The organism is Streptomyces sp. Z423-1, assembly GCF_013009255.1.
In the GTDB taxonomy this organism is placed as follows: Bacteria; Actinomycetota; Actinomycetes; order Streptomycetales; family Streptomycetaceae; genus Streptomyces; species Streptomyces gossypiisoli.
On the sequence record NZ_CP053109.1, the window covers coordinates 124,985 to 145,925 of the forward strand.

Below are 20,941 nucleotides of genomic sequence, written 5' to 3' on the forward strand. Positions count from 1 at the left end.
TCCTGACCGATAACGTCGGGGCCGACAAGGAGTTGGTGGTGGTGCGAGCTCGCGGACCGAAGGAGAACGCCCCCTGGACGCAGCGAAACAGGTCGCCAGGGCCGGACAGGATGGACAGCCTCCGCAGGTCGTCTACCTGCCCGCGGAACGGGAGTGGTGTTCGAGGCCGGTGTCGAGAGCGCGCTCGCGGTTCTCGACGAGTCCGTCGGCATGGAGGGCGAGCCGACTGCCGGCGAGCACGTGCAGATCAGCGGTCTCGTTCGGTACGCCGGAAGCGAGGCCCAGGGGTGGGAAGACGGGAACGGTGGGGAAGGTGACGACTTCGCCCGGATGGACGAGGGCGGGGCTGGCGTGACGTGATCGGCCAAGGGCACAGTGCAGCGGCCGGTGCCCGGGGCGTAGATCCCGTACAGACAGGCGGCGCCTGTGATGGCCGCGCTCTCGTCCTCGGCGGCGTGCTCCCGGGCGCGTGGGCGTCTCGGTGGTGCCCGCAAGCGCGCACCCACGGCGAACGCAGTGGGCATCTGCCGTCACAGTACGTGAGACCGTCTCCGTAGGGAGCACCTCAGCTCATCAGCCGATACGTGTGACGCCGTCATCAGTCCATATGCCTGATGCGGCCCACCGCATCCCCTGCGGTGGGCCGCATCCGTTCTCGCCGGCGGCCGATCAGTGGGCGCCGATCAGCTTCTGGTCGGTATCACTGCGCGCGATCGGCCGCGAGCCCCGCAGCGCGGCGACGCCGATGAGCACCATGGAGGACAGGCCTGCGAGAGCGAAGGCGGTGAAGCCCCAGTCGCCCTTGTTCGCGGCGAGGAGCTGACCGCCGAGCCACGGGCCGAAGACGGCGCCGAAGCGGCCCATGCCGGAAGTCCAGCCCACGGCGGTCGCACGGCTGTCCGGATGGGAGCGGATGGAGACGGTCGCGTAGATCATGGTCTGGGCGCTGTTGAGGAACACGCCGGTCAGGAAGACGACCGTGAAGGTCAGCGCCAGCGGCATGTGGACGCTGAGCAGGAAGACCCCGGCGGCAGTCAGCGCGAACCAGATCGCCGAGATGCGCGGGGCGCCGAACCGGTCGGCGGCCCGGCCGGCAACCAGCATGCCCACGATGCCGCCGAGGTTGAACAGGACCACGAAGGTCAGCGCCGAGCCGAGGTTGTAGCCCTCGCTGCGCATCAGCGTGGGCAGCCAGGTGGCGACACCGTAGACCAGGAGCAGACCGCCGAAAGAGGCCAGCCAGTACAGCAGGGTCTGGGTCCACTCGCCGCCGCGGAACAGGTTGAGCAGGCTGTTCCAGCGGTCGGCGGCGGCCGGGCGGTCGGACTTGGCGGCGGGCAGCTCGACGTCGTAGCGGCTCGCCAGCTTGGTGGCCTCCTCGGTACGGCCCTTGGCGACCAGGAAGCTCAGCGATTCGGGCAGGAACGCGGCGAGCACCGGCACGAAGAGCAGCGGCAGCACACAGATCCAGAAGGCGGCCCGCCAGCCGAGCGGCTCGACGACCCACAGGGCGACGTAGGCGGAGAGGATGCCGCCGGCGTGGTGGGCGGTCATCAGCATGCCGATGGTGAGAGCGCCGCGGCCGCGGGGGGCGTAGTCGGAGACCATGCTGATCGCGGTCGGCAGCAGACCGCCGAGGCCGATACCGGCGAGGGTGCGGCCGAGGCCAAAGACGCCGACGCCGCCCGCGAGGGCGCACACGCCGGAGGCCAGTGAGAAGAGCGCGACGCAGGCGACCATGAGCTTCTTGCGGCCGATCCGGTCGGCGACCGTGCCCGCGGTCAGCGCCCCGACCAGCATGCCGAAGGTGGCGTAGCTGCCGAGGTCACCGGCCTGGTCCGGCGTGAGGCCGAGGGCCTTCTGCTCCAGCATGTGCGGCAGCACCGAGCCGTAGATGAACATGTCGAGGCCGTCGAAGAGGACGGCCAGCCAGCACAGGCCGACGACCAGCGCGGCCAGTCTTCCGACGCGGGCGGTCAGGGAGGGTGAGGGAGACATCGTTGGTTACCTCTCGTGCGTAGTGCGCCAGACGTTAAGGAGGCGCCCGCTAATGGTCAACGTTTTTGTCAACAATCTCATCGACAGTTCAGCGGGCGGCTCTTGCGTCCAGCCCAGACGGCCGGTCAGGCAACCGGTGGTGTCCCGTGGGTGTGGAAGGACTCGATCGTCTTCAGGCCCCACGCCTGCCCCTTGGCCCGCTCGGCCTCGGTCCAGGTGATCAGCGGCCAGTCCGGGGCCAGCACCAGCCGCGTGAGCGGGTTGCACAGCTCGATGCGGTTGCCGCCGGGCTCGTAGACGTACAGGAAGAACGTCTGCTGGATGGCGTGCTTGTGCGGGCCCGTCTCGATGAACACGCCCGTGTCGATGGCGAGATCGGCGGCGCGCAGGATCTCCTCGCGGGTGTCGGTCGCGAAGGCGATGTGGTGCAGCCTGCCGGTGGAGCCGGTCCAGTCGGAGGTGTAGACGACGTCGTACGACTTGTTGGTGAAGGTCAGCCAACGGGCCGCGATCTTCCCGGAGTCGAGCTGGATCTGCTCGGTGGGCCGGGCCCCCAGCACCTGTTCCTGGAACTCGGCGTTGGCGAGCACGTCGGCGGCCAGGAAGTTGATGTGGTCGAGCCGTCGTACGCCGACTCCCCTGTTGGGCTTGGCCTGCGGCTGGTTCTTCAGCGCCGGCTTCAGCTCGTCCGGTGCCTGGTAGTACTCGCTCTCCCAGTACAGGGCGTGCTCGTGTCCGTCGGGATCGGTGGTGAGGTACAACCTGCCGACGCCGGGCTCGTCCTCGACCCACGTGCCCGAGCCGCCCGCCTCCTCGATCGCTTTGACACGGCGGTGCAGTGCCTCCTCGCTGGAGGTGCGCAGGGCGAGCCGGCCGAGGCCCGGCTGCTCGCGCGCGGTGAGGACGAGGCTGTGGTGCTCGTAGTCGTCAAACGTCCTCAAGTAGACGGTGCGACCGTCCTGTTGGTTGACCGTCAGGCCGAGGTAGTCGGTGAAGAAGGCGACGCTGCCGTCCAGGTCCGGGGTGAACAGCTGGGCGTGGCCGATGTGGGCGATGTCGCCGAGCGGCGGGGTCATCGGGGGCCTCCGGGGGTGCGTGCGGGCAGTGGGGCCGTCTCGGCGGACCTGGGGAAGACGGTGCCGTCGAAAATCTTGCGGGCGGTACGAACGACGGCGGTGCGGCGGGCGGTGGGGAGGCCCGCCGAGTCGGTGGTGAGGCTGCTGTCGATGTCCAGGAATCCCGTGGGGTGCTCGATACGGACGCGGTCGCCGTCGGCGGGCAGCTGCGCGAGTTCCGCGCCGACGCCGCCCTCGATGCGCAGGCCGGCGGCGACGCTCGCCGCGCCGAGCACGCCGATGGACGTATGGCAGCGCACCGGGATGAAGGTGCGTGTGGTGACCGCGCCGCCGTGGCGGGGTGGGGCCAGGAGGGTGAGCTTGGGGACGGTGGTGTCCCAGAAGTCACCGAGGCCCATCAAGTGGCCCGCTTTCAGACGGAGTTCATGGAGCCGGTCGGCCAGTGCTGCGTCCTCCTCCAGGTCCTTGGGCGCCTCGTAGCCGGTGACCTCGAGGTCGGCGGCCTGGACGAGGACGGTCGGCATGCCGTTGTCCACACAGGTCACGGGGATGCCGTCGAGCACGTCGCGGACGTTGCCGGTAGGCAGCAGCTTTCCGGTGCCGGGCGGGAACTCGATCACCACGGGGGCCGCCGTGCCGGGCACACCCGAGATCTCGGCGTCGCCCGTGTAGTCGACGCGGCCGCCCGGGGTCGGGAAGGTCGCGGTGGCGAGGTCGCCGGTGTTAACCATGCGGATCCGTACGGAGGTCTCCTGCTCCCCCGCCGGGACGAGCCCGCGCTCCACGGCGAACGGGCCGATCCCGGCGAGGATGTTCCCGCAGTTCTGACGTGCACTCACTTCCGGGCGGTCGACGGCGACTTGGAGGAAGAGGTAGTCGACGTCGGCGCATGGGTCGGCCGACGGCGACACCACGGCCACCTTGCTGGTGAGCGGGTGAGCGCCGCCCAGGCCGTCGATCTGCCGCTCGTCCGGGCTGCCCATGACGCGCAGAAGGAGCTCGTCGCGTGCGGCGGGGTCGGCGGGGAGGTCCGTGGCCAGGAAGTAGGCGCCCTTGGAGGTGCCGCCGCGCATCAGCGTGCAGCGGACCTCCGCGGACCCGGTCACGAGGGTTCTCCGTCGCGTGCGTAGTCGTCGTACGACTTGTACACCACGCCCAGGCGTACGAGGGTCTCGCGCAACCCGTAGCGGTCCAGGCCGAGTTGGCCCTCCAGGAAGGCGGCGCGGGTGGCGGCCTCCTTCGCCTCGCGGGCCTCGGCCTTCTCGACCGTCGCGCGGGCGTGTTCGCGCGGTACGACCACGACACCGTCGTCGTCGGCGAGGATCACGTCACCCGGGCGGACGACCTGCCCGTCGACGGCGACCGGCACATTGACCGAGCCGCCGGTGGCCTTGACGGTGCCCTGCGCGGAGACCGCCCGCGACCAGGCGGCGAAGCCCATGTCGCGCAGCTCCTGGGTGTCGCGGATGCCGGTGTTGGTGACGACACCGCGTACCCCGCGCCGGTGCAGGGCGGTGGCGAACAGTTCGCCGAACAGGCCGTCCGTGCACGGCGAGGTGGTGGTGACGACCAGCAGGTCGCCCTCGCCGCACTGCTCCACGGCGGCGTGAATCATGAGGTTGTCGCCGGGCCAGCTCAGCACGGTGACGGCGGTACCGGCGACCCGTACGCCCTGCTGAATGGGGCGGATCCCCGGGCCCAGCAGACCCGCTCGGCCCATGGCCTCGCTCACCGTCGCCACGCCGAAGCGGGCCAGCGCGTCGACGTCCTTCAGTTCCGCCTTCGGCGGGTCGGTGACGATCACGCCGCTCATGCCAGCTCCTTCGCGATCTGCGGGAAGGGACGCATGTAGGCCTCGGCCATGGTCTTGTGGGCCAGGCCCAGGTTGGGTCCGGCGTTGCGCCTGAGCTGGACTCCGCGGCGTACGGCGAGGTCGGTGTAGTAGTCCCACAGGTGCTGCTGGGCGCCGAGGCACTCCATGGCCCCCCGCTTGGTGTCCCACACCTCGGTGATGTCGAGCAGGACCTCGGGCCTGAAACCGCTCATCTCGGGCTGGTGCGGCTCGAAGTAGAAGACCGGCGGGGCGCCGATGATGTCGCCGTCGCCGGGGTAGCCGATGGCCTGCGCGAGAATCCGGGCTTCCAGGGCCATGCGGTTGGCGGCCGGGTGGTCGCCGTTGTACGGGTCCTCGGTGGGGTGGGTGAGCACGACGTCGGGCTGGGTCTCGCGGTAGACCGTGACGAGCTGGTCGGTCAGCTCGGCGGTGGCGGTCAGCGGGTAGTCGCCGGCGTCGAAGAAGCGGACCTCGGCGCCGAGGACGGCGGCGGCACGCTCGGCCTCGTCGCGGCGTATCGCCTTGATCTCCTCCAGCTTCCTGCCCTCGCGCCAGGCCTTGGCGGACTCGCCGCGCTCCCCGAAGGTCAGACAGGCGATCGTAACCTTCTCCCCCCGGGACGCGGCCAGGGCGATAGCGCCGCCCGCCCGCCACACGAAGTCCCCGGCATGTGCGGTCACTACGAGCGTGGAACGCGGTGGGGGTGGGGGTCCCCCCGCTTGAGCGAAGCCGACAGTGAGGGAGGGCGCGTTGGCCTGGGTCATTGCTGAAAACTCCTTGATGGACAGGTGTACGCCCGCCCCCCATGTACCGACAGCCCCATGTGTCAGTCGCGCAGCGCCTCGATCACGCTGGTGAGGTGGGCGCGGACGGCCGCCTCGGCCGCCTGCGGATCCCTGGCCCTGATCGCCTCGATCATCGCCAGATGCTCGCTCAGGGAGTGCTGCGGTCGACCCGGCCGCAGCGCCAGCTGGAAGCGGTGGCGCACCAGTTGTGCGTTGAGCCGCTCCAGCAGCTCCACGGCCGTGCGCTGACCCGAGAAGTCCCGGATCCTGGCATGCAGTTCCTGGTTCAGCTCGGAGTACGTCATCGGCTCGCCGTCGGCCACGGCCTTGGTCATCGCCGCCCCGAGGTCCGCCAGTTCGGTCAGCTGCTCGTCGCTCGCCGCGACGGCCGCCTTCGCCGCGCACAGCCCTTCCAGCACCATGCGGCACTCGGTGATGGCGACCGCTTCCTCCACACTCACCACCCGCACCCGCGAGCCGCGGTTGCGGATCCGCTCGACCAGGCCCTGGGCCTCCAGGTCGATGAGTGCCGCACGGATGCTGGCCCGTGTCACACCGAACTGCTCGGCGAGTTCGTTCTCGACCAGCCGCTGCGCCGGTGCCATCTCGCCGTGCAGGATCGCCTGCCGCAGCTGCGCGAGCGCGTGCTGCTTGGCCTGCTCCCCGGTGCTCGGACCGGCTTCCTTCGGCATGTGCCCTCCCTGAACGAGTGCTTGTCGAAAATAAATCTAGCCAAACAGAATTGTCAACAATTTTGTCGGCCAGATCTCGGAGAGTGGAACGCGCGTCAAGCACCGGGCCGCTCGGCCGGATCGCGGGGCATGACGTCGCACTGGTTCCGGCCCCCGACAAGCTCCACAGTGATGCCGTCGGAACCCTCGACAGGAACACGGTGACCGTGGACGCGTGAGCGGGGCGGTCAGCGGCCGGCGCGCCTGCGGGCGCGTCGGCCCAGGAAGACCTTGAGCGGGGCCAGGACGAGCCACCACCACGCGGCGGCTGCCCCACCGGCGTCAGCGGGACGGTGAGGAGGAACACCGCCACCGTCGCGCCCAGATCGACGGCATAGGGCCGGAAGCCGCCCACGGGCGTGACGTCCCCGCGCAGCCACGGCGTTCGGCCAGGAAGGCGACCAGCGCGTTACGTGGGCGGCGCCGAGAGCCGTGACCGCCGCGTCGTAGATCGCGATCGAGGCGGGTTCGTCCCACTGGTCGAGGCCAGCCCGGTGTGGAAGGGCAGCTGCGCCACGGCATCCAGGTCGAGCGGGGACACCGAGATGACCTGGCCGTCGATCTCCCGCACGGTGCGGAAGATCCTGCGGTGGTCGCCCGAGACGCTGCCCAGCGCCGCCACGCTGAGAGCGTAGGCGCCGAGGTCCGAAAAGCAGCTCCCGCAGCGCCTCGTGTTTCTCCGCCCGGTCAGCCCCCGCGGGACGCCCAGATCCAGCATGAGCAGCGTGATGGCGATGGCGAAGACACCCTCGTGAGCGCCACCAACCGCTTGCGCCCGCCGTCCGGGTTCGATGTCCACATGCTCACGACGGTAGGGAGCGCCGACACGCCGATCGGAATACAACACACGGGGCACGCCCGCGATCGTCACCCGATGGGCGTGGGCCTCATACGGCGTCACCACCTAGATCGCCGACGACAGCGGCTTCGGATCGGGGTGGGCGATCCGAATCCCCTCCGTCATCGACACACGATGCCGTCGAGGCCCGCCCGCGACTGGCTGCCTTGGCGCGCGGCCGCAGGACGGCGGACGGATCGGGGCCGTCCTGCGCCTCTACGATCACCGGAGAGTTCGCGAACGCCTCGCCGACGGCGAGAACCTCCTCGCGTGCAGTCTCCGTCCCTTGTCGCCGGGCCTGCAACACCAACGCCACAAGCCTCGGGGCAACGAGCACCGCCACCAACCGCAAGCTGCAGGAGGATCACCTGAGCGGGGGCGACGCTGCGTGGACTCAGCAGCCAGCGCAAACGCCGCCCCGCGACCGATGTGGAGGCTCCCGCTCGTCCCGAGCCCGAGCGCTCGGCGTAGGACGCTGTACAAATGCGCCGATGCGAAGACGCAGTCGTCGGTCTCACGGCAGGGCTGCTCTATGAACACCGGAAGGTCGGTCATGGCCTCGACGGCACGAAGTCGGCCACTCCTCCGGAGACGTCAGGGGAACCGCCTCACAGAGCGGGAAGTCCTCCTGCAGCACACCTGCCGAGCAGAGCGGCGACCGGCTTCCCTCAGACCTTGCCGAGCAAGGTCCCAGCACGCGACGTCGATGGCGGCCTTGGCGTGGACTCGCGTCCGAAGATCCTGGTCAGCCGATCAGGCGCGGCTCTCCGACCTCGGCCGCGGAGGCATCCAGACCGTTCTTGGTCAAGATCTTGGCGAGTTCACCACTGCTCCGCAGTTCAGCGATGTCCTCGTTGATGGCCTTCAGCATGTCCTCGTGGCCCTTGGGCATCGGGAAGGTGGACTGGGCAGCCTCGACGGAAGCGGCGACCTTGTCGAAAGGCTTGGCCTTCTCGACCTTCAGATTCTTTCCCTTGGTCGTGTACACGGCGGCGCCATAGGCGTCGACGCACACGTCGACGCGGCCGGCCTCAAGGTCCTGGTAGCAGTTCACGCCCGAGGGGTACGTCTTCAGCTTGCCGCCGAGGTAGTCCTTGAGGTCGGCGACCCACAGGTAGCCCTCGACCGTCCCGACCGTGCGTCCCTTGGACTTGAGGTCCGGGATGGCCGACACGCCCTCCTCCGACACCAGCGCCATGTCGTCGAGGTAGAGCGGGTCGGACAGGTCGAGCACCTTCGCTCGCTCGGCGGTGCGGTACCAGTCTCCCGCCGCGAGATCGGCCCGTCCGGCCTGCGCGGTCGGGATGACGGCGGCGGCGCCGGCGGCCTTGACCGACAGGGTGAGGCACTCCATCTTCGCGATGGCCTTGAGGATGTCCCCCTCGACGCCGATGAGGTCGTTCCCCTCCACCTTGGTGAACGGCGGGATGTCGAAGCTCACCACGGTGAGAGTGCCGTCCTTCATGGTCTTGAACTCGTGCTTGGGCTTGCAGTCGGCGCTGACACTGGTCGTGGCCGATTCGCCGCCACAGCCCGAGAGAGTGGCCACGGCCAGGAGGGTGACGGCGGCCATCGCTGCGGGGAACTTGCTGTTCATGTTTCTCCCTGGTGTTTCCGTGACCGGGTGAACGGGTGCGCGTTCCTGTCCCGGGGTCTATGGGTTCCGGCTCTGTCGGTCGGTGCTGTGCCACGGGCCGGATCCGTGGCAGCCAGGGCGTCCGGGGTGTCAGACGTGCCGGGCGAGACGGTGCTCGACGCGCTCGGACAGCCAGCTGGCGGGGATGGTGATGGCCAGGTACATGAGGCCCGCGAGGGAGAGGACGCTCAGGTACTTGAACGTGGAGGAGCCGTACGAGTACGCGGCGCCCAGCAGTTCGGGCACGGCGATCGAGTAGGCGAGTGAGGTGGCCTGGAAGATCAGGATGGACAGACCCATGAGGGCGGGGATGGCGACTCGCAGCCCTTGGGGTATCACGATGAAGCGCAGCACGGACAAACGGCTCATGCCGAGGGCGTCCGCCGCTTCCAACTGTCCCTGCGGTACGGACTGCAGGCCGCCACGGATGATCTCGCTCGCATAGGCGCCGGTGGTCAGAGCCAGGGCCAGCGTCGCGGAGACGAAGGCCTCCAGCGAGAGCCCCTGTTCCGGCAGACCGAAGTAGACGATCTGCAGCATCACCAGGGCCGGGGTGCCGCGCCCGATCTCGACGAGGGCGATGACGACGTAGCGGACCGGTACGACGCGTGATGCCGAGCCCAGTGCCAGCAGGAGCCCCAGGGGCATACCGAGGGCGAGGCTGCCCGCGACCAGCTGGGCGCTGACCTTGAGGCCGTCCCAGAGCTGGGGGAAGGCATCCGTCCAGTCGGTGAGGAAGCTCATCGGGCCACCCTTCGCTGCAGGCGCTTGTCGAGGGAGCGGGACAGCGCCGCACAGACCGCCGACAGGACGATGTAGACGACGGCCGCGACCAGGAACGGCTTGATCGCGTCACCGGTCGTACGCGACCGCTCGTTCGCCCAGTAGAGGACCTCGGTGACGCCGAGGGTGAAGGCGACCGACGAGTCCTTGAAAAGGCCGATGCCGTAGTTGGCCGTCGCCGGCACCGAGATACGGAAGACCTGCGGGGCGATGATCTTGCGGACGATCGCCACGCTGCTCATGCCCAGGGCCCTTCCGGCCTCCCACTGCCCGTGGTGCACCGCGGCGAGCCCGCCGCGGTATATCTCGGCCATGTAGGCGCAGGAGATGAGGCCCATGCCGACGATCGCCGCCTGAAGGGGCTCGATGCCGGGCAGCGAGTTACCCAGACCGAAGTAGATGATGAACAGCCACACCAGTGGCGGGATGCCCCTCAGGACCTCGATCAGGGAGCGGGACAGGACGCGGAGCAGCCGCCGGTCCGAGACGCGCGCCACGACGAACGGCAGGCCGCCCACGATCCCGATCCCGAGACTCACGCCCGTCAGCAGCAGCGTCGTCGGCACACCCTTGAGTACGGTGAGAACCAGATCAGACCCCATCGCGGTCCACCGCCCTGAGGAACTGCCTGGTCCGAGCGTGCGTAGGCTCCGCGAAGATGTCGGCGGGCTTGCCCTCTTCGATGATCGCCCCGTCGGCCATGACGACGAGGTGGTCGGAGACGTCCCGCGCGAACTCCATCTCGTGGGTGACCACCACCATCGTCATGCCCTCGTCGGCGAGTTCCCGCATCACGTTCAGTACCTCGAGGCCCAGCTCGGGGTCGAGGGCGGAGGTGGGCTCGTCGAAGAGCATCACCTCGGGGTCGAGGGCCAGGGCGCGCGCGATGGCGATGCGCTGCTGCTGGCCTCCTGAACAGCGGTTCGGATACTGGTCGGCCTTGTCCGCCAGCCCCACGCGCTCCAGCAGGGCGAGACCGCGCCCGCGGGCCTCCGTAGGGCTGCGGCCGAGCACCTGCTCCTGGGGAAGCGTGATGTTGCGCAGCACGGTCAGGTGCGGGAAGAGGTTGAACGACTGGAACACCATGCCGACGACACTGCGCAGCTTCGCGAGGTCCTTGGACTTGATCTGACTGCCTGCGTCGATGCTCGTGCCGACGACGACGATGGTGCCGCTTTCAGGCCGTTCGAGCAGATTGACGCAGCGCAGCAGCGTGCTCTTCCCGGCGCCGCTCGGACCGATGATGGCGGCGACCTCGCCTTGGGCCACGGACAGCGACACGTTGTCGACGACGGTGTGGTCACCGAATCGCTTCACGACGTTTTCGAGCTCGATGGCCTTCTTCTTGCTTGCCAAGGTTCTTGTCTCCGATTTGGGCCATCCGTTGACCGGTGGCCGGGCCCGGCACAGGCACGGGCTTGGCGGACAGGCCGAACCGCTCAGGCCTGAGGTGTAATACCTCACTGAGCATCGGGGGCGGGCCGGTGGCTGTCAAGGGCCCGAATCCGGCGCTCGGATCACCATCGTGTTGCGATCGCACGGGCACCCCATAGCGGGCGGGTACACGTACAACGGGCAGGCGCATGGAAGCTCGCCCGCGGCGCAGCGGGCGACCGGGGACGTCGAACCGGTTCCCGAAAGGGTCAGGCTCCGTCTTCCACCCGGCCGGCCCAGATGCCGCGACTGTGGGTGAGGTGCTTGCGCATGAGTTCCGCGGTCAGCTCCGCGTCACCCGAGGCGATGGCGTCCACGATGGCGATGTGCTCCTCGCCGGACTGGGTCAGCTCCCCCTGGTCCGCGAGCTTTTGCAGGCCCTCCATGCGCGCCTGGTCGCGCAGTTGACCGACCATGGCCACGAGGCGACGGTTGCCCAGCAGCTCCAGCAGCCCGAGGTGGAACTGCCGATCCCGGTCGAGGAAGGCGACGAGGTCCCCCTCACGGGCGGCGTCGGTGATCTGCTCGGCGAGTTCCCGGAACCGCGTCACAGGCGCCCGGTCGGCACGCTCGGCGAGCTCGACCATCGCGGGGACCTCCAGCATCGTACGCACCCGGAAGATCTCTTCGAGATCGTGGTCGGTGAGCACCGGAACCCTGAAGCCCCGGTTGCGGATGACCTCCACCATGCCCACGTTGGCCAGGTCCATGATGGCCTCGCGGACCGGCGTGACCGAGACCCCCAGCTCTGCTGCGACGTTGATGACACTCTCGACCTGACCGGGCTCGATCTGTCCGAGCACGATCCGGGTGCGCAGCGCCTCCCGCGCCTGCTGGCGGAGGCTGACCGACTTGAGTTGCGCACCGCTCGCGGACGCCCCTGTCGGACGAGAAGTAGTCATGCCCAATGCATAACACAGAACCTCAGGTGGCTACGACTCCTCCGCTTGCCGTGATGCGTAAGGTGTAATACCTTACTGGCGCGCTCCTCCTGCCGAGAAGCAGTCGAGGAGTCGCCCAACGAAGAAGTGGAGTGCCATGAAGGCGATGACCGTCGGTGAGCCTGAGATCCGCGAGGCCGTGACGATGAAGGAGGCGATCGACGCCGTACGGCAGGCCTTCGTCGATCTGGCCGGCGGGGAGTTCGAGATGCCCACCCGTACCGCGCTGCGGGCCGGGCAGTTCCTGGTGATGTCGGCTCATCACCGGCCGACCGCCTCCGCCATGTTCAAGACGCTCAGCGTGAACTTCGAGCGCAAGCCCGCCATCACGGGCACCGTGGTCTGGAGCGAGACCGGCCGCCTGGACCACCTGGTCGCCGACGCGGGAGCGGTGACGGCCCTGCGCACCGGTGCGGTCGTCGGCGTCGCCACCGACCTCCTCGCCCCGCCCGAGGCCGGGCGGCTCACCCTGATCGGCGCCGGCGGACAGGCACCCGACCAGGTCCGCGCCGTCCACACGGTCCGGCCCCTGAGCCGGCTGACCGTGGTGGACGCCGATCTGAGCCGCGCGCAGGACCTGGTCGGGCGACTGGCGCCGGAACTGGCCGGGGTGGAACTGCTCACCGCGACCGACGCGGTGTCGGCGGTCCGGGGGGCCGACATCGTCTGCTGCGCGACCAACGCGACCAGCCCGCTCTTCCCCGAGTCGGCGCTTCCCGCGCAGGTGCACGTCAACGCCATCGGCGCGTACCGTCCCACCATGCGGGAACTGCCCGACGAACTGCTCGCCGGCAGCACGGTCGTCGTCGACGAACTGGATGCGATCCTGGAGGAGTCCGGCGAGGTCATCCACGCCCTCGAGGCCGGGGCCATCACCAAGGACGCCCTCACGGAGCTCGGCACCGCGCTGACCACCCCCGGCATCGAGCACGGTAAGCGGACGGTGTTCAAGTCCGTCGGGGTCGCCGTACAGGACTGGGCCCTCGCTCGCCTCCTGGCCGACAAGTTCCTCGTCTGACCCGGAGCCCGATCCGCGCTCCGCGGGAAGGACAACGATGACAGACAACGCAGTGATCGTCGGTGCGGGCGTGATCGGGCTCGCCACCGCCCACCGGCTCGCCCAGGACGGCCTCGCCGTCACCGTGGTGGACGCTGCTCACGACGGGGCGGCCGGAGCCTCCGTGCACAACGCCGGGTGGATCGTTCCGATCATGTCGACTCCCGTGCCCGCGCCCGGAATGCTCGGAAAGGCCCTGCGGTGGATGGCCCGCAGGGACAGCCCCCTGTACGTGCGCCCCTCTCCTCGTCCCGAGCACGTGCGCTTCATGCTCGGCATGCTGCGCCACTGCAATCCCCGGGACTTCGCGTACGGCGTCGAGGCGCTCACCTGCCTCAACAAGCGCACACTTCGGCTCTTCGACGAGTACGAGAAGGACGGCATACCTTTCGAGCAGCACCGCACGGGCCAGCTTTTGGTCTTCACCACCCGGCACACCATGGACGAGTACCGGGCGGCGACGGCGCCCATGGAGCGGATCGGCCACACCGCCGTCCCCCTCTCCGGCGACGAACTCCGGGACCTGGAACCGGCCCTCGGCAGGCAGGTGCTGACCGGCCTGCACTGCCCGCAGGAACGGCACGTGGACCCCGCGAGTCTGGTCAGGAGTCTGGAAGGCCGCTGCCGGGAACTCGGGGTCCGGTTCCTCCGCGACAGCCGGGTCACCGGCATCCGGTCCCGGGGCCGCACCGTGACCTCGGTGCTCGCCGGCGGCGAGGAGGTCCACGGCGACCTGTTCGTCCTCGCGGCCGGAGTGCACACCGGCCGCCTGTCGCGGCTGGCCGGACACCCCCTGCCCATCCAGCCGGGCAAGGGGTACGGGTTCGACGACACCAGCGGCTCGGTGACCCTGCGGCACTCGGTGTACCTCGGCGAGGCGAAGGTCGCCGTCACTCCCCTGTCGGACCGGCTCCGGTTCGCCGGAACGATGGAGTTCGGCAGCTCCGACGCGACCATCGATCCGCACCGGCTGCGGGGCATCGCCCACTCCGCCCGCGCCTACCTGCCGGACTTCCCCCTGGAGTCACAGCCACGGGGCTGGACGGGGCTGCGCCCGATGACGCCCGACGGGCTGCCGGTCATCGGGCCGCTGCCGGGCAGGGAGAACGTTCTCGTCGCGAGCGGGCACAGCATGCTCGGGGTGACCCTGGCGCCGGTGACCGCGGACATCATCGCGGCGGAGGTCGCCGGAGACCGGCGGCGAGCCGAGGTGGCGCGCGCGGCTCGCCCCTTCTCTCCACGGCGCTTCGTCTCCCGGCGTGGCCGGACCACGGCAGACGGTTGACGCGAACCCCGGCTCGCTCCCCGGGCCGGACCGACGGGCCAGACCCGGCCCGGCCCGGCCAAACGAAGTACGTCGGGTTCGGCTCATGCCATGCGGGACCGAGTACGGAACAAATGTGGCCGGCGCCGAGGTTCACCTCGGCGCCGGCCTTCTTCAGATGGTCGACTGCGGACCCGTGCCCCCGGGCCCTCAGTCCATGGTGGCGCCGATGGTCGTGCTGCCCGTGGTCAGGAACGTCGTGGCCGGCAGGGAGCCGTCGGACTGGCGGGCGTTGTACGTGGTCGAGGCGTCCGTGGAGCGGAAGCTCGGGGTGGCGATCCCGGGGTCCCAGTTGTTGCCCTGCGAGATGACCGACGAGCCCTTGTTGACCTGCCCACCGCCGTTGCTGACGGCGAGGTTCTTGCCGAGCCTGGCAGAGCCGGTGGCGAAGTAGTAGCCCACCTTGGCGTTGGCGTAGGCGGTGGTGCGGTTGATGACGATGGCGCCGGCGTTGGAGTTCTCGGTGAAGCCGTTACCGGCGTTGTCCCAGGCGGCCGAGTTGTTGACGACGTGCGCGACGACCTCTCCGTCACCGCCCAGCTTGTAGCCGTTGCCGTCGCCCGTGAAGGCCGAGTCCGACCAGCGGTTCTTGCCGTTGCCGAAGGCCCAGGTGTGCTCGATGGTGACCGGGGAGGAGAAGGACCAGAGGTCGATGCCGTCGTCGGAGTTGTTGAAGAGGCGAGCTCCGGTGATCAGGTTGCCGGTGCCCGAGCCGTACTTCACGGCTATGCCGTCGGCGTTCTCGCCGTGGTTGGCCGCGTCGTAGTGGCCGTAGGAGTCGATGTTCCTCACGGTGTTGTCGACCGTGCCGTCGCCGGTGAGCGTGAAGCCGGAGTCACCGCCGTTGATGGTCTTGATGTTGTTCCAGTTCGTGCCGGTGCACGAACTGCAGACGACCGCGCTGTCCGGGGCGTTCTGGAAGGTGATGTCGGAGACGTCCCAGTAGTCGGCGTTCAGCTTGAAGATCCAGGCGCCGGCGGGCAGGTTCGAGCCGTCGATCTTCACGGTCTCGGAGCCGTACGCGGTGAGCGTGATCGGCGACGAGGACGTGCCGTTGGCCGTGGACTGGAGGGTGGCCGACGGGTAGTAGGTGCCGCCGCGGACCTGGATGACGGTGCCGGGCGTGGCGTTCTTGAGGGCGTTGGACAGGTCGGTCGAGTTGCTGACGACCACGGTCGCGGCCTGGGCCTGGGTGGGGAGGACGGCGATGCCGAGGCCCAGCGAGAGCGCCGCGACGGCTGTGAGAGCGGTACGACGAGACATGGAGTGCGGTCCTTTCGTCGTGCGGTCGGGGAGTCCTGCGGATGGGGATTCGTGCGGTCGGGCAGGGGTCAGCGGACGCGGTCCAGCCATGTGAGGACCTCGTCCCGCTTGCGATCGACGAAGACATGGCCGAGGTCGGGCCAGGTCTTGAGGTGCAGACGTTGCGCGGGGATCAGGCCGCGGCGACGCCGGCGAGCGGGAGAACCCGCCGGCGTCGCCGGTGAGGAGAGCCCGTCGGCGCGTCTCAGAACGCCGCCGGTGGCCGCCAGTCGCCGAGCCAGGCGGCTCGGGTCGCCGACTCGGCCTGCTCGTCGGTGAGCTGGGGCCGGTTCTCGGGGACGGTGACGACGGAGCCCGGGCCGAAGTTGTCGTACTCGGCGAAGCGCTGGTTCTGCCAGGGGTGCTCGGCCCGCATGTTGGCGTAGGGCGCGACCGCGTCGATGCCCGCGCCCATCCAGGTGTCGCGCACCGTGAGCATCGGGCGGACGCTGGTGCTTGAGCTGGGCACCCAGGGACGGGCCAGCTTGTAGTAGCCGTCCGGGGCCTCGCTGCTGATGTGGCTGCGGGTCACGAGGTAGCCGTGCGGGTTGGCGGCCTCCGTGGAGGGGGCGAAGACGAAGCCGTACGGGCGGCCGGACAGGTCGGTGCGGTTCAGGGTGCGGAAGTGGCAGTGCTCGAAGACGGCCGTGGCCCGGCCGAAGACGAAGTCGACGTCGCCCTCGACGTAGCAGTGCGAGAAGAACTGGCGGGCATAGAGGCTCGCCGAGTTGGAGTCGGCGTACAGGGTGTCCTGGCCGCCGAGGAAACGGCAGTGGCGGAAGGCCGAGCGATCGCCCTGCACCTTGATGGCGACGGCCTGGGTGCCGGCGATCTCGGGGTGGTCGGCGCGCAGGAAGTCGTTGGCGAAGGTGATCCGGTGGGCGGTGAAGCCGTCGGCCCGGACGGTGGTGGTGGCCGAGCCGGTGGTGCCGTAGGTGCCCGAGCCGTCCGGCTTCGGGGTGCCGGCCGCGTTGTCGAAGACGATGACGACGTCGCGCGGGCCCTCGCCGGCGCCGATCCACGTCATCTCCGTGCGGGCGCGGTCGACCGAGACTGTCTCCCGGTAGGTGCCCGGCGCGATGACGAGGGTCCAGCCGCTGCCGCTCGTGGCGGTCACGGCGGCCTGGACGGAGGTGAAGTCGCCCCGGCCGGACGGGTCGACGTACAGGGTTTGCGCGTTCAGGCGCTCGGACGGGGAGCCGTAGGCGCCGAACGGGCGGGATGCCGCGGCGGCTGTGGATGCTGCCGCGGGGACCTGCGCGAGTCCGAGTGCGGCGCCGACACCGGCGCCGGCGGTCGCCAGCAGGAAACCTCTTCTGGACAGGGGGAGTCGGAGGCGGCTGGGTGAGGCCATGTGGGTGTTCCTTCGCAGTGCGGGTCGTGCTGGGGACGTCGGTTTCTTTTCCTCGCCGTGGGGGTGCGGGACCGGGGCGGCGGGTGCGCCCCGGCCCGACGGTGCGGCAAGCGGCGCCGGGGAAGTACGGGTGCGTGCCCGCGCTTCCCCGGGGCGCTTGGGTCAGCTCAGGCGGCCGGAGCCGGCGCGGTGGTCGACGAGCCACGGGATCGCCTGCGGCGGGTGGACGTGAGTGCGCAGGGTCGGCTTCCAGCCGGCGCCGGACTGCAGCGTCTCTCCGGGGATCTCCGCGTTGTGCACGGCGATCAGGTCGGTGAGCCTGCCGTTGACGTAGTTGTTCTCGGCGGTCAGCGGCGCCTCCTTCCACTTCTTCAGCACCTTGCCGACGCTGACGCCGGGGGCCAGCGTGAAGGCGTTGTCGGTGGCGTACAGCCGTGACTCGATGCCGATGCCGAAGGTGTAGCCGTACGACTGGTCCTTGGTCACCACGAAGTGGTTGTTGTACGAGTCGACCTGCCCGAAGCGCACGCGCGGTGCCCGCTCCACGAGGCCCTTGAAGCGGTTGTGGTGCAGGGTGACCTTGAGCTTGCCGGTGTCGTCCGCGGCGGTGCTGTCGCTGTTGCCGATCAGCATGGTCTTGTCGTGGTTCTCCAGCGAGTTCCAGGACACGGTGACGTAGTTGGCGCCGCGCACGATGTCGAGCAGCCCGTCGTGCTGCTGGTAGATCTCGCCGAAGTACTTCGGCAGGGAGCTGTCGGGGTAGCGGCCGTCGGTGAGGGTGTTGTGGTCGATCCACACATGGGTGGAGCCGTAGACGACGACGCCGTCGTACTTGGAGTTCCAGGCTCCGCGGGCGCCGTCGGTCGGGTCCCACTGCGGGAAGCAGTCGATCGGTGCCTCGATGTGGAGGTTGCGCAGGATGACATTGTGGACGGCCTTGATCTGGAGGCTGCCGCCGAGGATCCCGGAGTTCTCCCCGACGCCGACGATGGTGGTGTTGGACGGGACGCTCGCCTTGATGGCCTTGTCCTGGTTGTCCGCGGACGCGTCCCGCAGGTCCTCCTGCTCCCCGCTGACCGGGGTGTCGTGGCCCCAGACGGCGGGGTCGTAGTCGGCGAGGTACTGCTGGAAGTCGTAGCCCTCGGCCTCGAAGGCCTCGCAGCCCTGGGCCACGGCGTCGATCATGCCCTTGATCTTGATGATCTTCGGGGCGTCGCCGCCGGCCTTCAGGGCGGCCTTGAACTCCTCCCAGGTGGTGACGGTGTAGACGTGCTCGGCGTCGGCTGCCGAACCGCCGGTCGTGCCCGCGCCCTCGGAGGCCCAGCCGTCGCCTGCCGCGAGCACTTCACGGCCGAGGTCCCGGGCCTCCGCCTGCGCGGTGGTACCGGTCAGGGACAGCACCAGCGTGGTGCATCCGACGAGTGCGGCGGCCCTCACTGCGGCATGGCCATGCCGTCTTTGTACGTTCATGGTGCGGCTCTCCTTGTACGGGACGGGGGGTCAGGCGGTGGCCTGGGGCCAGGTGATCCAGGACTCCGGGATGTCGTCGTCCAGGCGGCGCACGTCTCGCGGCGCCAGCACCCGGGTGCGCAGCAGTTCCCGCACCACCAGCCGCGCCACGGCGATCGCGCCGGGCGGGTTGAAGTGCGTGTTGTCCTGCTCGGTCTCGGTCCAGTTGAAGTACTTCTTCGTCTCCTCGACGCCGAGCTCCTGCCACAACGCGATGGACAGGGCCTGGATGTCGAGCAGCGCCACGCCCTCCTCCGCGGCGAGCGCCCGCATCGCCGCGGGGTACTCGCCGTGGGACGGCCGGGCGTTGCCGTTCGCGTCGAACCTGCGGCGTTCCACGGACGTGGCCAGCACGGGGCGCGCCGCGTGCGCGGGCGCCGGCGATGTACAGCCGCAGGTGGTCCTGGTACGTCGTCCAGGGCTCGGTGTAGCGGGTGGGGTCATCGCGCTTGGCGTCGTTGTGGCCGAACTGGATCAGCAGGAAGTCGCCGGGGCGGATGGCCGCGAAAATGGCGTCGAGGCGGCCCTCGTCGACGAAGCTCTTCGAACTCCGGCCGTTCACGGCGTGGTTGGCGACCTTCAGGTCGTGGTGGAGGAAGAACGGCAGTGCCATGCCCCAGCCGGTCTCGGGGGCGGCGTCGGCGTACTTCTGGGCCGCGGTGGAGTCGCCGGCGATGTAGAGGTGCGGGGCGCGGGGGCCGCCATAGGAGGGCGGTGGCGTGCGCGGGGACGCGGCGGCGACGGGGCGGCGGCGATGAGCGCGGCGGCGACCTGTCTGCGGGTGAGGACACGAAGGTGACCTTTCGGAGCGGTGGTTCGGGTTCTTGCGTTCCGACCTCTTGCTTCGGGGTGTGGGGGGTTGGGGGCCGGCGGCGGGGCGCGATCGGTGTCCGCCGCCGGCCCGGTCCGGTGGGGGAAGGGGGATCGGCGGGCCGGGGTCAGCCCTTCTGCTCGTTCCATTCCTTCTGGGCCTCGTTGAGCTGCTCGGCCATCGTGTCCAGGAAGTCCTTGGCGCTCATGTCGCCGAGCAGGACCTTCTGGAAGCCGGGCTCGTTGTCGGCCTTGGAGATGGTGTTCCAGTCCGGCAGGTAGTACGGCAGCTGGACGATGGTGGTGGAACCGTCGTTGAGGGCCTCGGCGGCGAGCTTGGTCGGCTCGGCCTTGGAGATCCAGGCGTCCTTGGCGGCTTCCGTGTTGGACGGGATGGCGCCGGCCGACTCGTTCCACTTGGAGTTGGACTCGTGCGAGGCGGCGAACTCGATGAACTTCCAGGCGGCCTCCTTGTTCTTGGAGGTCTTGAACAGGCCGAGACCGTCGACGGGGTTGGAGACCTGGACGCGCTTGCCGCCGGGACCGGTGGGCTGCGGAATGCCGCGGAACTTGTCGGTGCCGAGCGCCTTCACGTGGTCCTGATAGGAGCCCAGGTTGTGGTTCAGCATCCCGATCGTGCCGGAGTCCCACTGGGCGACCATCTTGGTGAAGTCATTGTTGAGGTCGGCGGCCGGCGTGACCTTCTTGTAGAGCTTGGCGTACTTCTCCAGGCCCTCGACGTTCTTCGGGTCGTTGAGCGTGGTCCTCTCACCGCTCGCGTCCCAGAAGGACGTGATGCCGGACTGCCCGTACATCGCGTCCAGCGCCTGCGCGATGGAGCCCGCGCCGCCGCGGATGGTGTAGCCGAACTCGTTCTTCTTGACGTTGGTCAGCTTCTCGGCGGCCTCGTAGAACTTGTCCCACGTGGCGGGCGCGTCCAGGCCCGCCTTCTCGAACAGGTCGGTGCGGTAGTAGAGGGTGCCGTTGTTCGCTGAGGTCGGGATCGTGAACGTGTGCTCGTCGGAGCCGCCGGCCACCTTGACCGACTCGACCATGTCCTCGTTGAGCTTGCCGTTGAGGGAGGACTTGGCCAGACGGCCCTCCAGCGGCTCCAGCGCGTCCTGCGCCGCGATGCCCGCGAGCATGGCGGCGCCGACGCCGCCGACGTCGGGCAGGCCGCCGCCCTGGATGGCGGTGTCGTACTTCGACTGCACCTCGGTGGAGGGGATCCCGACGTACTCGACCTGGATGTCCGGGTTCGCCTTCTCGAAGTCGGCGATGATCTCCTTCCAGATGTCGGTGCGGACACCGCCGTTGTTGTCCCAGAAGACGATCTTCCCGGTGCCGCTGCCCTCGGCCCCCTCACCACCCCCGCCGCTGCCGTCGTCGCCGCAGGCGGTGGCGGTCAGGGCGAGCACGGCCCCCAGGGCGACGGCAGCCGACGTCCGGCGCCTTCCTGTGCTGGTGCTGCGATTGCTGATCTTCATTGGTCGGCTCTCTTCTTCTGGATCCAACGGAGAGGTGCGGGT

The 20,941-nt window shown here is 69.4% G+C and carries 19 protein-coding genes and 1 pseudogene; 2 read left to right on the forward strand and 18 right to left on the reverse strand.

Annotated features, from left to right (window positions below; translation table 11 throughout):
- Positions 1 to 132: 132 nt before the first annotated feature.
- The 13 genes from HJD23_RS00600 to HJD23_RS00660 all read right to left on the reverse strand — a co-directional run bounded on the left by HJD23_RS00600 (position 133) and on the right by HJD23_RS00660 (position 12,017).
- A complete protein-coding gene (locus HJD23_RS00600; protein WP_346770297.1) occupies positions 133 to 564 on the reverse strand; it encodes a SpoIIE family protein phosphatase in 432 nt (143 codons plus the stop codon).
- Between the two features lie 105 nt (positions 565 to 669).
- A complete protein-coding gene (locus HJD23_RS00605) occupies positions 670 to 1,998 on the reverse strand; it encodes an aromatic acid/H+ symport family MFS transporter (protein WP_171110090.1) in 1,329 nt (442 codons plus the stop codon).
- A 125-nt stretch (positions 1,999 to 2,123) separates the two neighbouring features.
- Complete coding sequence (locus HJD23_RS00610; RefSeq protein ID WP_171110091.1) at positions 2,124 to 3,074, reverse strand: catechol 2,3-dioxygenase; 951 nt, start codon at positions 3,072 to 3,074, stop codon at positions 2,124 to 2,126.
- Positions 3,071 to 4,180: a 4-oxalomesaconate tautomerase gene (locus tag HJD23_RS00615; protein ID WP_171110092.1), complete on the reverse strand. Its 1,110-nt coding sequence runs from the start codon at positions 4,178 to 4,180 to the stop codon at positions 3,071 to 3,073. The genes HJD23_RS00610 and HJD23_RS00615 overlap by 4 nt, the downstream gene beginning before the upstream one ends.
- Entirely contained in the window at positions 4,177 to 4,887 is a 711-nt protein-coding gene (locus HJD23_RS00620; protein ID WP_171110093.1) for a 4-carboxy-4-hydroxy-2-oxoadipate aldolase/oxaloacetate decarboxylase, read from the reverse strand. The genes HJD23_RS00615 and HJD23_RS00620 overlap by 4 nt, the downstream gene beginning before the upstream one ends.
- Positions 4,884 to 5,672: a PIG-L deacetylase family protein gene (locus HJD23_RS00625; RefSeq protein ID WP_232108114.1), complete on the reverse strand. Its 789-nt coding sequence runs from the start codon at positions 5,670 to 5,672 to the stop codon at positions 4,884 to 4,886. Before HJD23_RS00625 ends, HJD23_RS00620 begins: the two co-directional genes overlap by 4 nt.
- A 62-nt stretch (positions 5,673 to 5,734) precedes the next feature.
- Positions 5,735 to 6,385, reverse strand: a complete 651-nt coding sequence (locus tag HJD23_RS00630) for a GntR family transcriptional regulator (RefSeq protein WP_171110094.1) — start codon at positions 6,383 to 6,385, stop codon at positions 5,735 to 5,737.
- Between the two features lie 448 nt (positions 6,386 to 6,833).
- Complete coding sequence (locus tag HJD23_RS43225) at positions 6,834 to 7,223, reverse strand: TMEM175 family protein (RefSeq protein WP_240980578.1); 390 nt, start codon at positions 7,221 to 7,223, stop codon at positions 6,834 to 6,836.
- Positions 7,224 to 8,007: 784 nt separating this feature from the next.
- Positions 8,008 to 8,859 (reverse strand): transporter substrate-binding domain-containing protein, encoded by an 852-nt coding sequence (locus HJD23_RS00640; protein WP_171110095.1) that lies wholly within the window; start codon positions 8,857 to 8,859, stop codon positions 8,008 to 8,010.
- Between the two features lie 129 nt (positions 8,860 to 8,988).
- Positions 8,989 to 9,642, reverse strand: coding sequence for an amino acid ABC transporter permease (locus HJD23_RS00645; protein WP_171110096.1), 654 nt, complete (start codon positions 9,640 to 9,642; stop codon positions 8,989 to 8,991).
- Positions 9,639 to 10,283: an amino acid ABC transporter permease gene (locus HJD23_RS00650; RefSeq protein ID WP_171110097.1), complete on the reverse strand. Its 645-nt coding sequence runs from the start codon at positions 10,281 to 10,283 to the stop codon at positions 9,639 to 9,641. The genes HJD23_RS00645 and HJD23_RS00650 overlap by 4 nt, the downstream gene beginning before the upstream one ends.
- Positions 10,273 to 11,037, reverse strand: a complete 765-nt coding sequence (locus tag HJD23_RS00655; protein WP_197973370.1) for an amino acid ABC transporter ATP-binding protein — start codon at positions 11,035 to 11,037, stop codon at positions 10,273 to 10,275. Before HJD23_RS00655 ends, HJD23_RS00650 begins: the two co-directional genes overlap by 11 nt.
- A gap of 287 nt (positions 11,038 to 11,324) precedes the next feature.
- Positions 11,325 to 12,017, reverse strand: coding sequence for a GntR family transcriptional regulator (locus HJD23_RS00660; RefSeq protein WP_171110098.1), 693 nt, complete (start codon positions 12,015 to 12,017; stop codon positions 11,325 to 11,327).
- A 136-nt stretch (positions 12,018 to 12,153) separates the two neighbouring features.
- On the opposite strand from HJD23_RS00660, the gene HJD23_RS00665 reads away from it, so the two are divergent.
- On the forward strand, positions 12,154 to 13,074 hold the full coding sequence (locus HJD23_RS00665; protein WP_171110099.1) for an ornithine cyclodeaminase family protein: 921 nt from the start codon (positions 12,154 to 12,156) through the stop codon (positions 13,072 to 13,074).
- A 37-nt stretch (positions 13,075 to 13,111) separates the two neighbouring features.
- Positions 13,112 to 14,398 carry an FAD-dependent oxidoreductase gene (locus HJD23_RS00670; protein ID WP_171110100.1) on the forward strand — a complete coding sequence of 429 codons (1,287 nt, stop codon included), beginning with the start codon at positions 13,112 to 13,114 and terminating at the stop codon, positions 14,396 to 14,398.
- Positions 14,399 to 14,587: 189 nt separating this feature from the next.
- Here HJD23_RS00670 and HJD23_RS00675 read toward each other — a convergent pair whose 3' ends face one another.
- From HJD23_RS00675 to HJD23_RS00695, 5 genes and pseudogenes are all read right to left on the reverse strand, one after another.
- Positions 14,588 to 15,700: a chondroitinase-B domain-containing protein gene (locus HJD23_RS00675; RefSeq protein ID WP_171110101.1), complete on the reverse strand. Its 1,113-nt coding sequence runs from the start codon at positions 15,698 to 15,700 to the stop codon at positions 14,588 to 14,590.
- A gap of 244 nt (positions 15,701 to 15,944) precedes the next feature.
- Positions 15,945 to 17,093 (reverse strand): pectinesterase family protein, encoded by a 1,149-nt coding sequence (locus HJD23_RS00680; protein WP_171133960.1) that lies wholly within the window; start codon positions 17,091 to 17,093, stop codon positions 15,945 to 15,947.
- Positions 17,094 to 17,255: 162 nt separating this feature from the next.
- Entirely contained in the window at positions 17,256 to 18,563 is a 1,308-nt protein-coding gene (locus HJD23_RS00685) for a pectate lyase (RefSeq protein ID WP_171133961.1), read from the reverse strand.
- A 30-nt stretch (positions 18,564 to 18,593) separates the two neighbouring features.
- Positions 18,594 to 19,358 (reverse strand): annotated as a pseudogene (locus tag HJD23_RS00690) (rhamnogalacturonan acetylesterase).
- 182 nt (positions 19,359 to 19,540) lie between these two features.
- Positions 19,541 to 20,899, reverse strand: coding sequence for a sugar ABC transporter substrate-binding protein (locus HJD23_RS00695; protein WP_171133962.1), 1,359 nt, complete (start codon positions 20,897 to 20,899; stop codon positions 19,541 to 19,543).
- Positions 20,900 to 20,941 lie beyond the last annotated feature (42 nt).

Coding starts and splice junctions, on each gene's coding strand:
- HJD23_RS00605 (WP_171110090.1), bottom strand. CDS start 1,998: ATGTCTCCCTCACCCTCCCTGACCGCCCGCGTCGGAAGACTGGCCGCG.
- HJD23_RS00610 (WP_171110091.1), bottom strand. CDS start 3,074: ATGACCCCGCCGCTCGGCGACATCGCCCACATCGGCCACGCCCAGCTG.
- HJD23_RS00620 (WP_171110093.1), bottom strand. CDS start 4,887: ATGAGCGGCGTGATCGTCACCGACCCGCCGAAGGCGGAACTGAAGGAC.
- HJD23_RS00625 (WP_232108114.1), bottom strand. CDS start 5,672: ATGACCCAGGCCAACGCGCCCTCCCTCACTGTCGGCTTCGCTCAAGCG.
- HJD23_RS00630 (WP_171110094.1), bottom strand. CDS start 6,385: ATGCCGAAGGAAGCCGGTCCGAGCACCGGGGAGCAGGCCAAGCAGCAC.
- HJD23_RS00640 (WP_171110095.1), bottom strand. CDS start 8,859: ATGAACAGCAAGTTCCCCGCAGCGATGGCCGCCGTCACCCTCCTGGCC.
- HJD23_RS00645 (WP_171110096.1), bottom strand. CDS start 9,642: ATGAGCTTCCTCACCGACTGGACGGATGCCTTCCCCCAGCTCTGGGAC.
- HJD23_RS00650 (WP_171110097.1), bottom strand. CDS start 10,283: ATGGGGTCTGATCTGGTTCTCACCGTACTCAAGGGTGTGCCGACGACG.
- HJD23_RS00660 (WP_171110098.1), bottom strand. CDS start 12,017: ATGACTACTTCTCGTCCGACAGGGGCGTCCGCGAGCGGTGCGCAACTC.
- HJD23_RS00665 (WP_171110099.1), top strand. CDS start 12,154: ATGAAGGCGATGACCGTCGGTGAGCCTGAGATCCGCGAGGCCGTGACG.
- HJD23_RS00670 (WP_171110100.1), top strand. CDS start 13,112: ATGACAGACAACGCAGTGATCGTCGGTGCGGGCGTGATCGGGCTCGCC.
- HJD23_RS00675 (WP_171110101.1), bottom strand. CDS start 15,700: ATGTCTCGTCGTACCGCTCTCACAGCCGTCGCGGCGCTCTCGCTGGGC.
- HJD23_RS00680 (WP_171133960.1), bottom strand. CDS start 17,093: ATGGCCTCACCCAGCCGCCTCCGACTCCCCCTGTCCAGAAGAGGTTTC.
- HJD23_RS00685 (WP_171133961.1), bottom strand. CDS start 18,563: ATGAACGTACAAAGACGGCATGGCCATGCCGCAGTGAGGGCCGCCGCA.
- HJD23_RS00695 (WP_171133962.1), bottom strand. CDS start 20,899: ATGAAGATCAGCAATCGCAGCACCAGCACAGGAAGGCGCCGGACGTCG.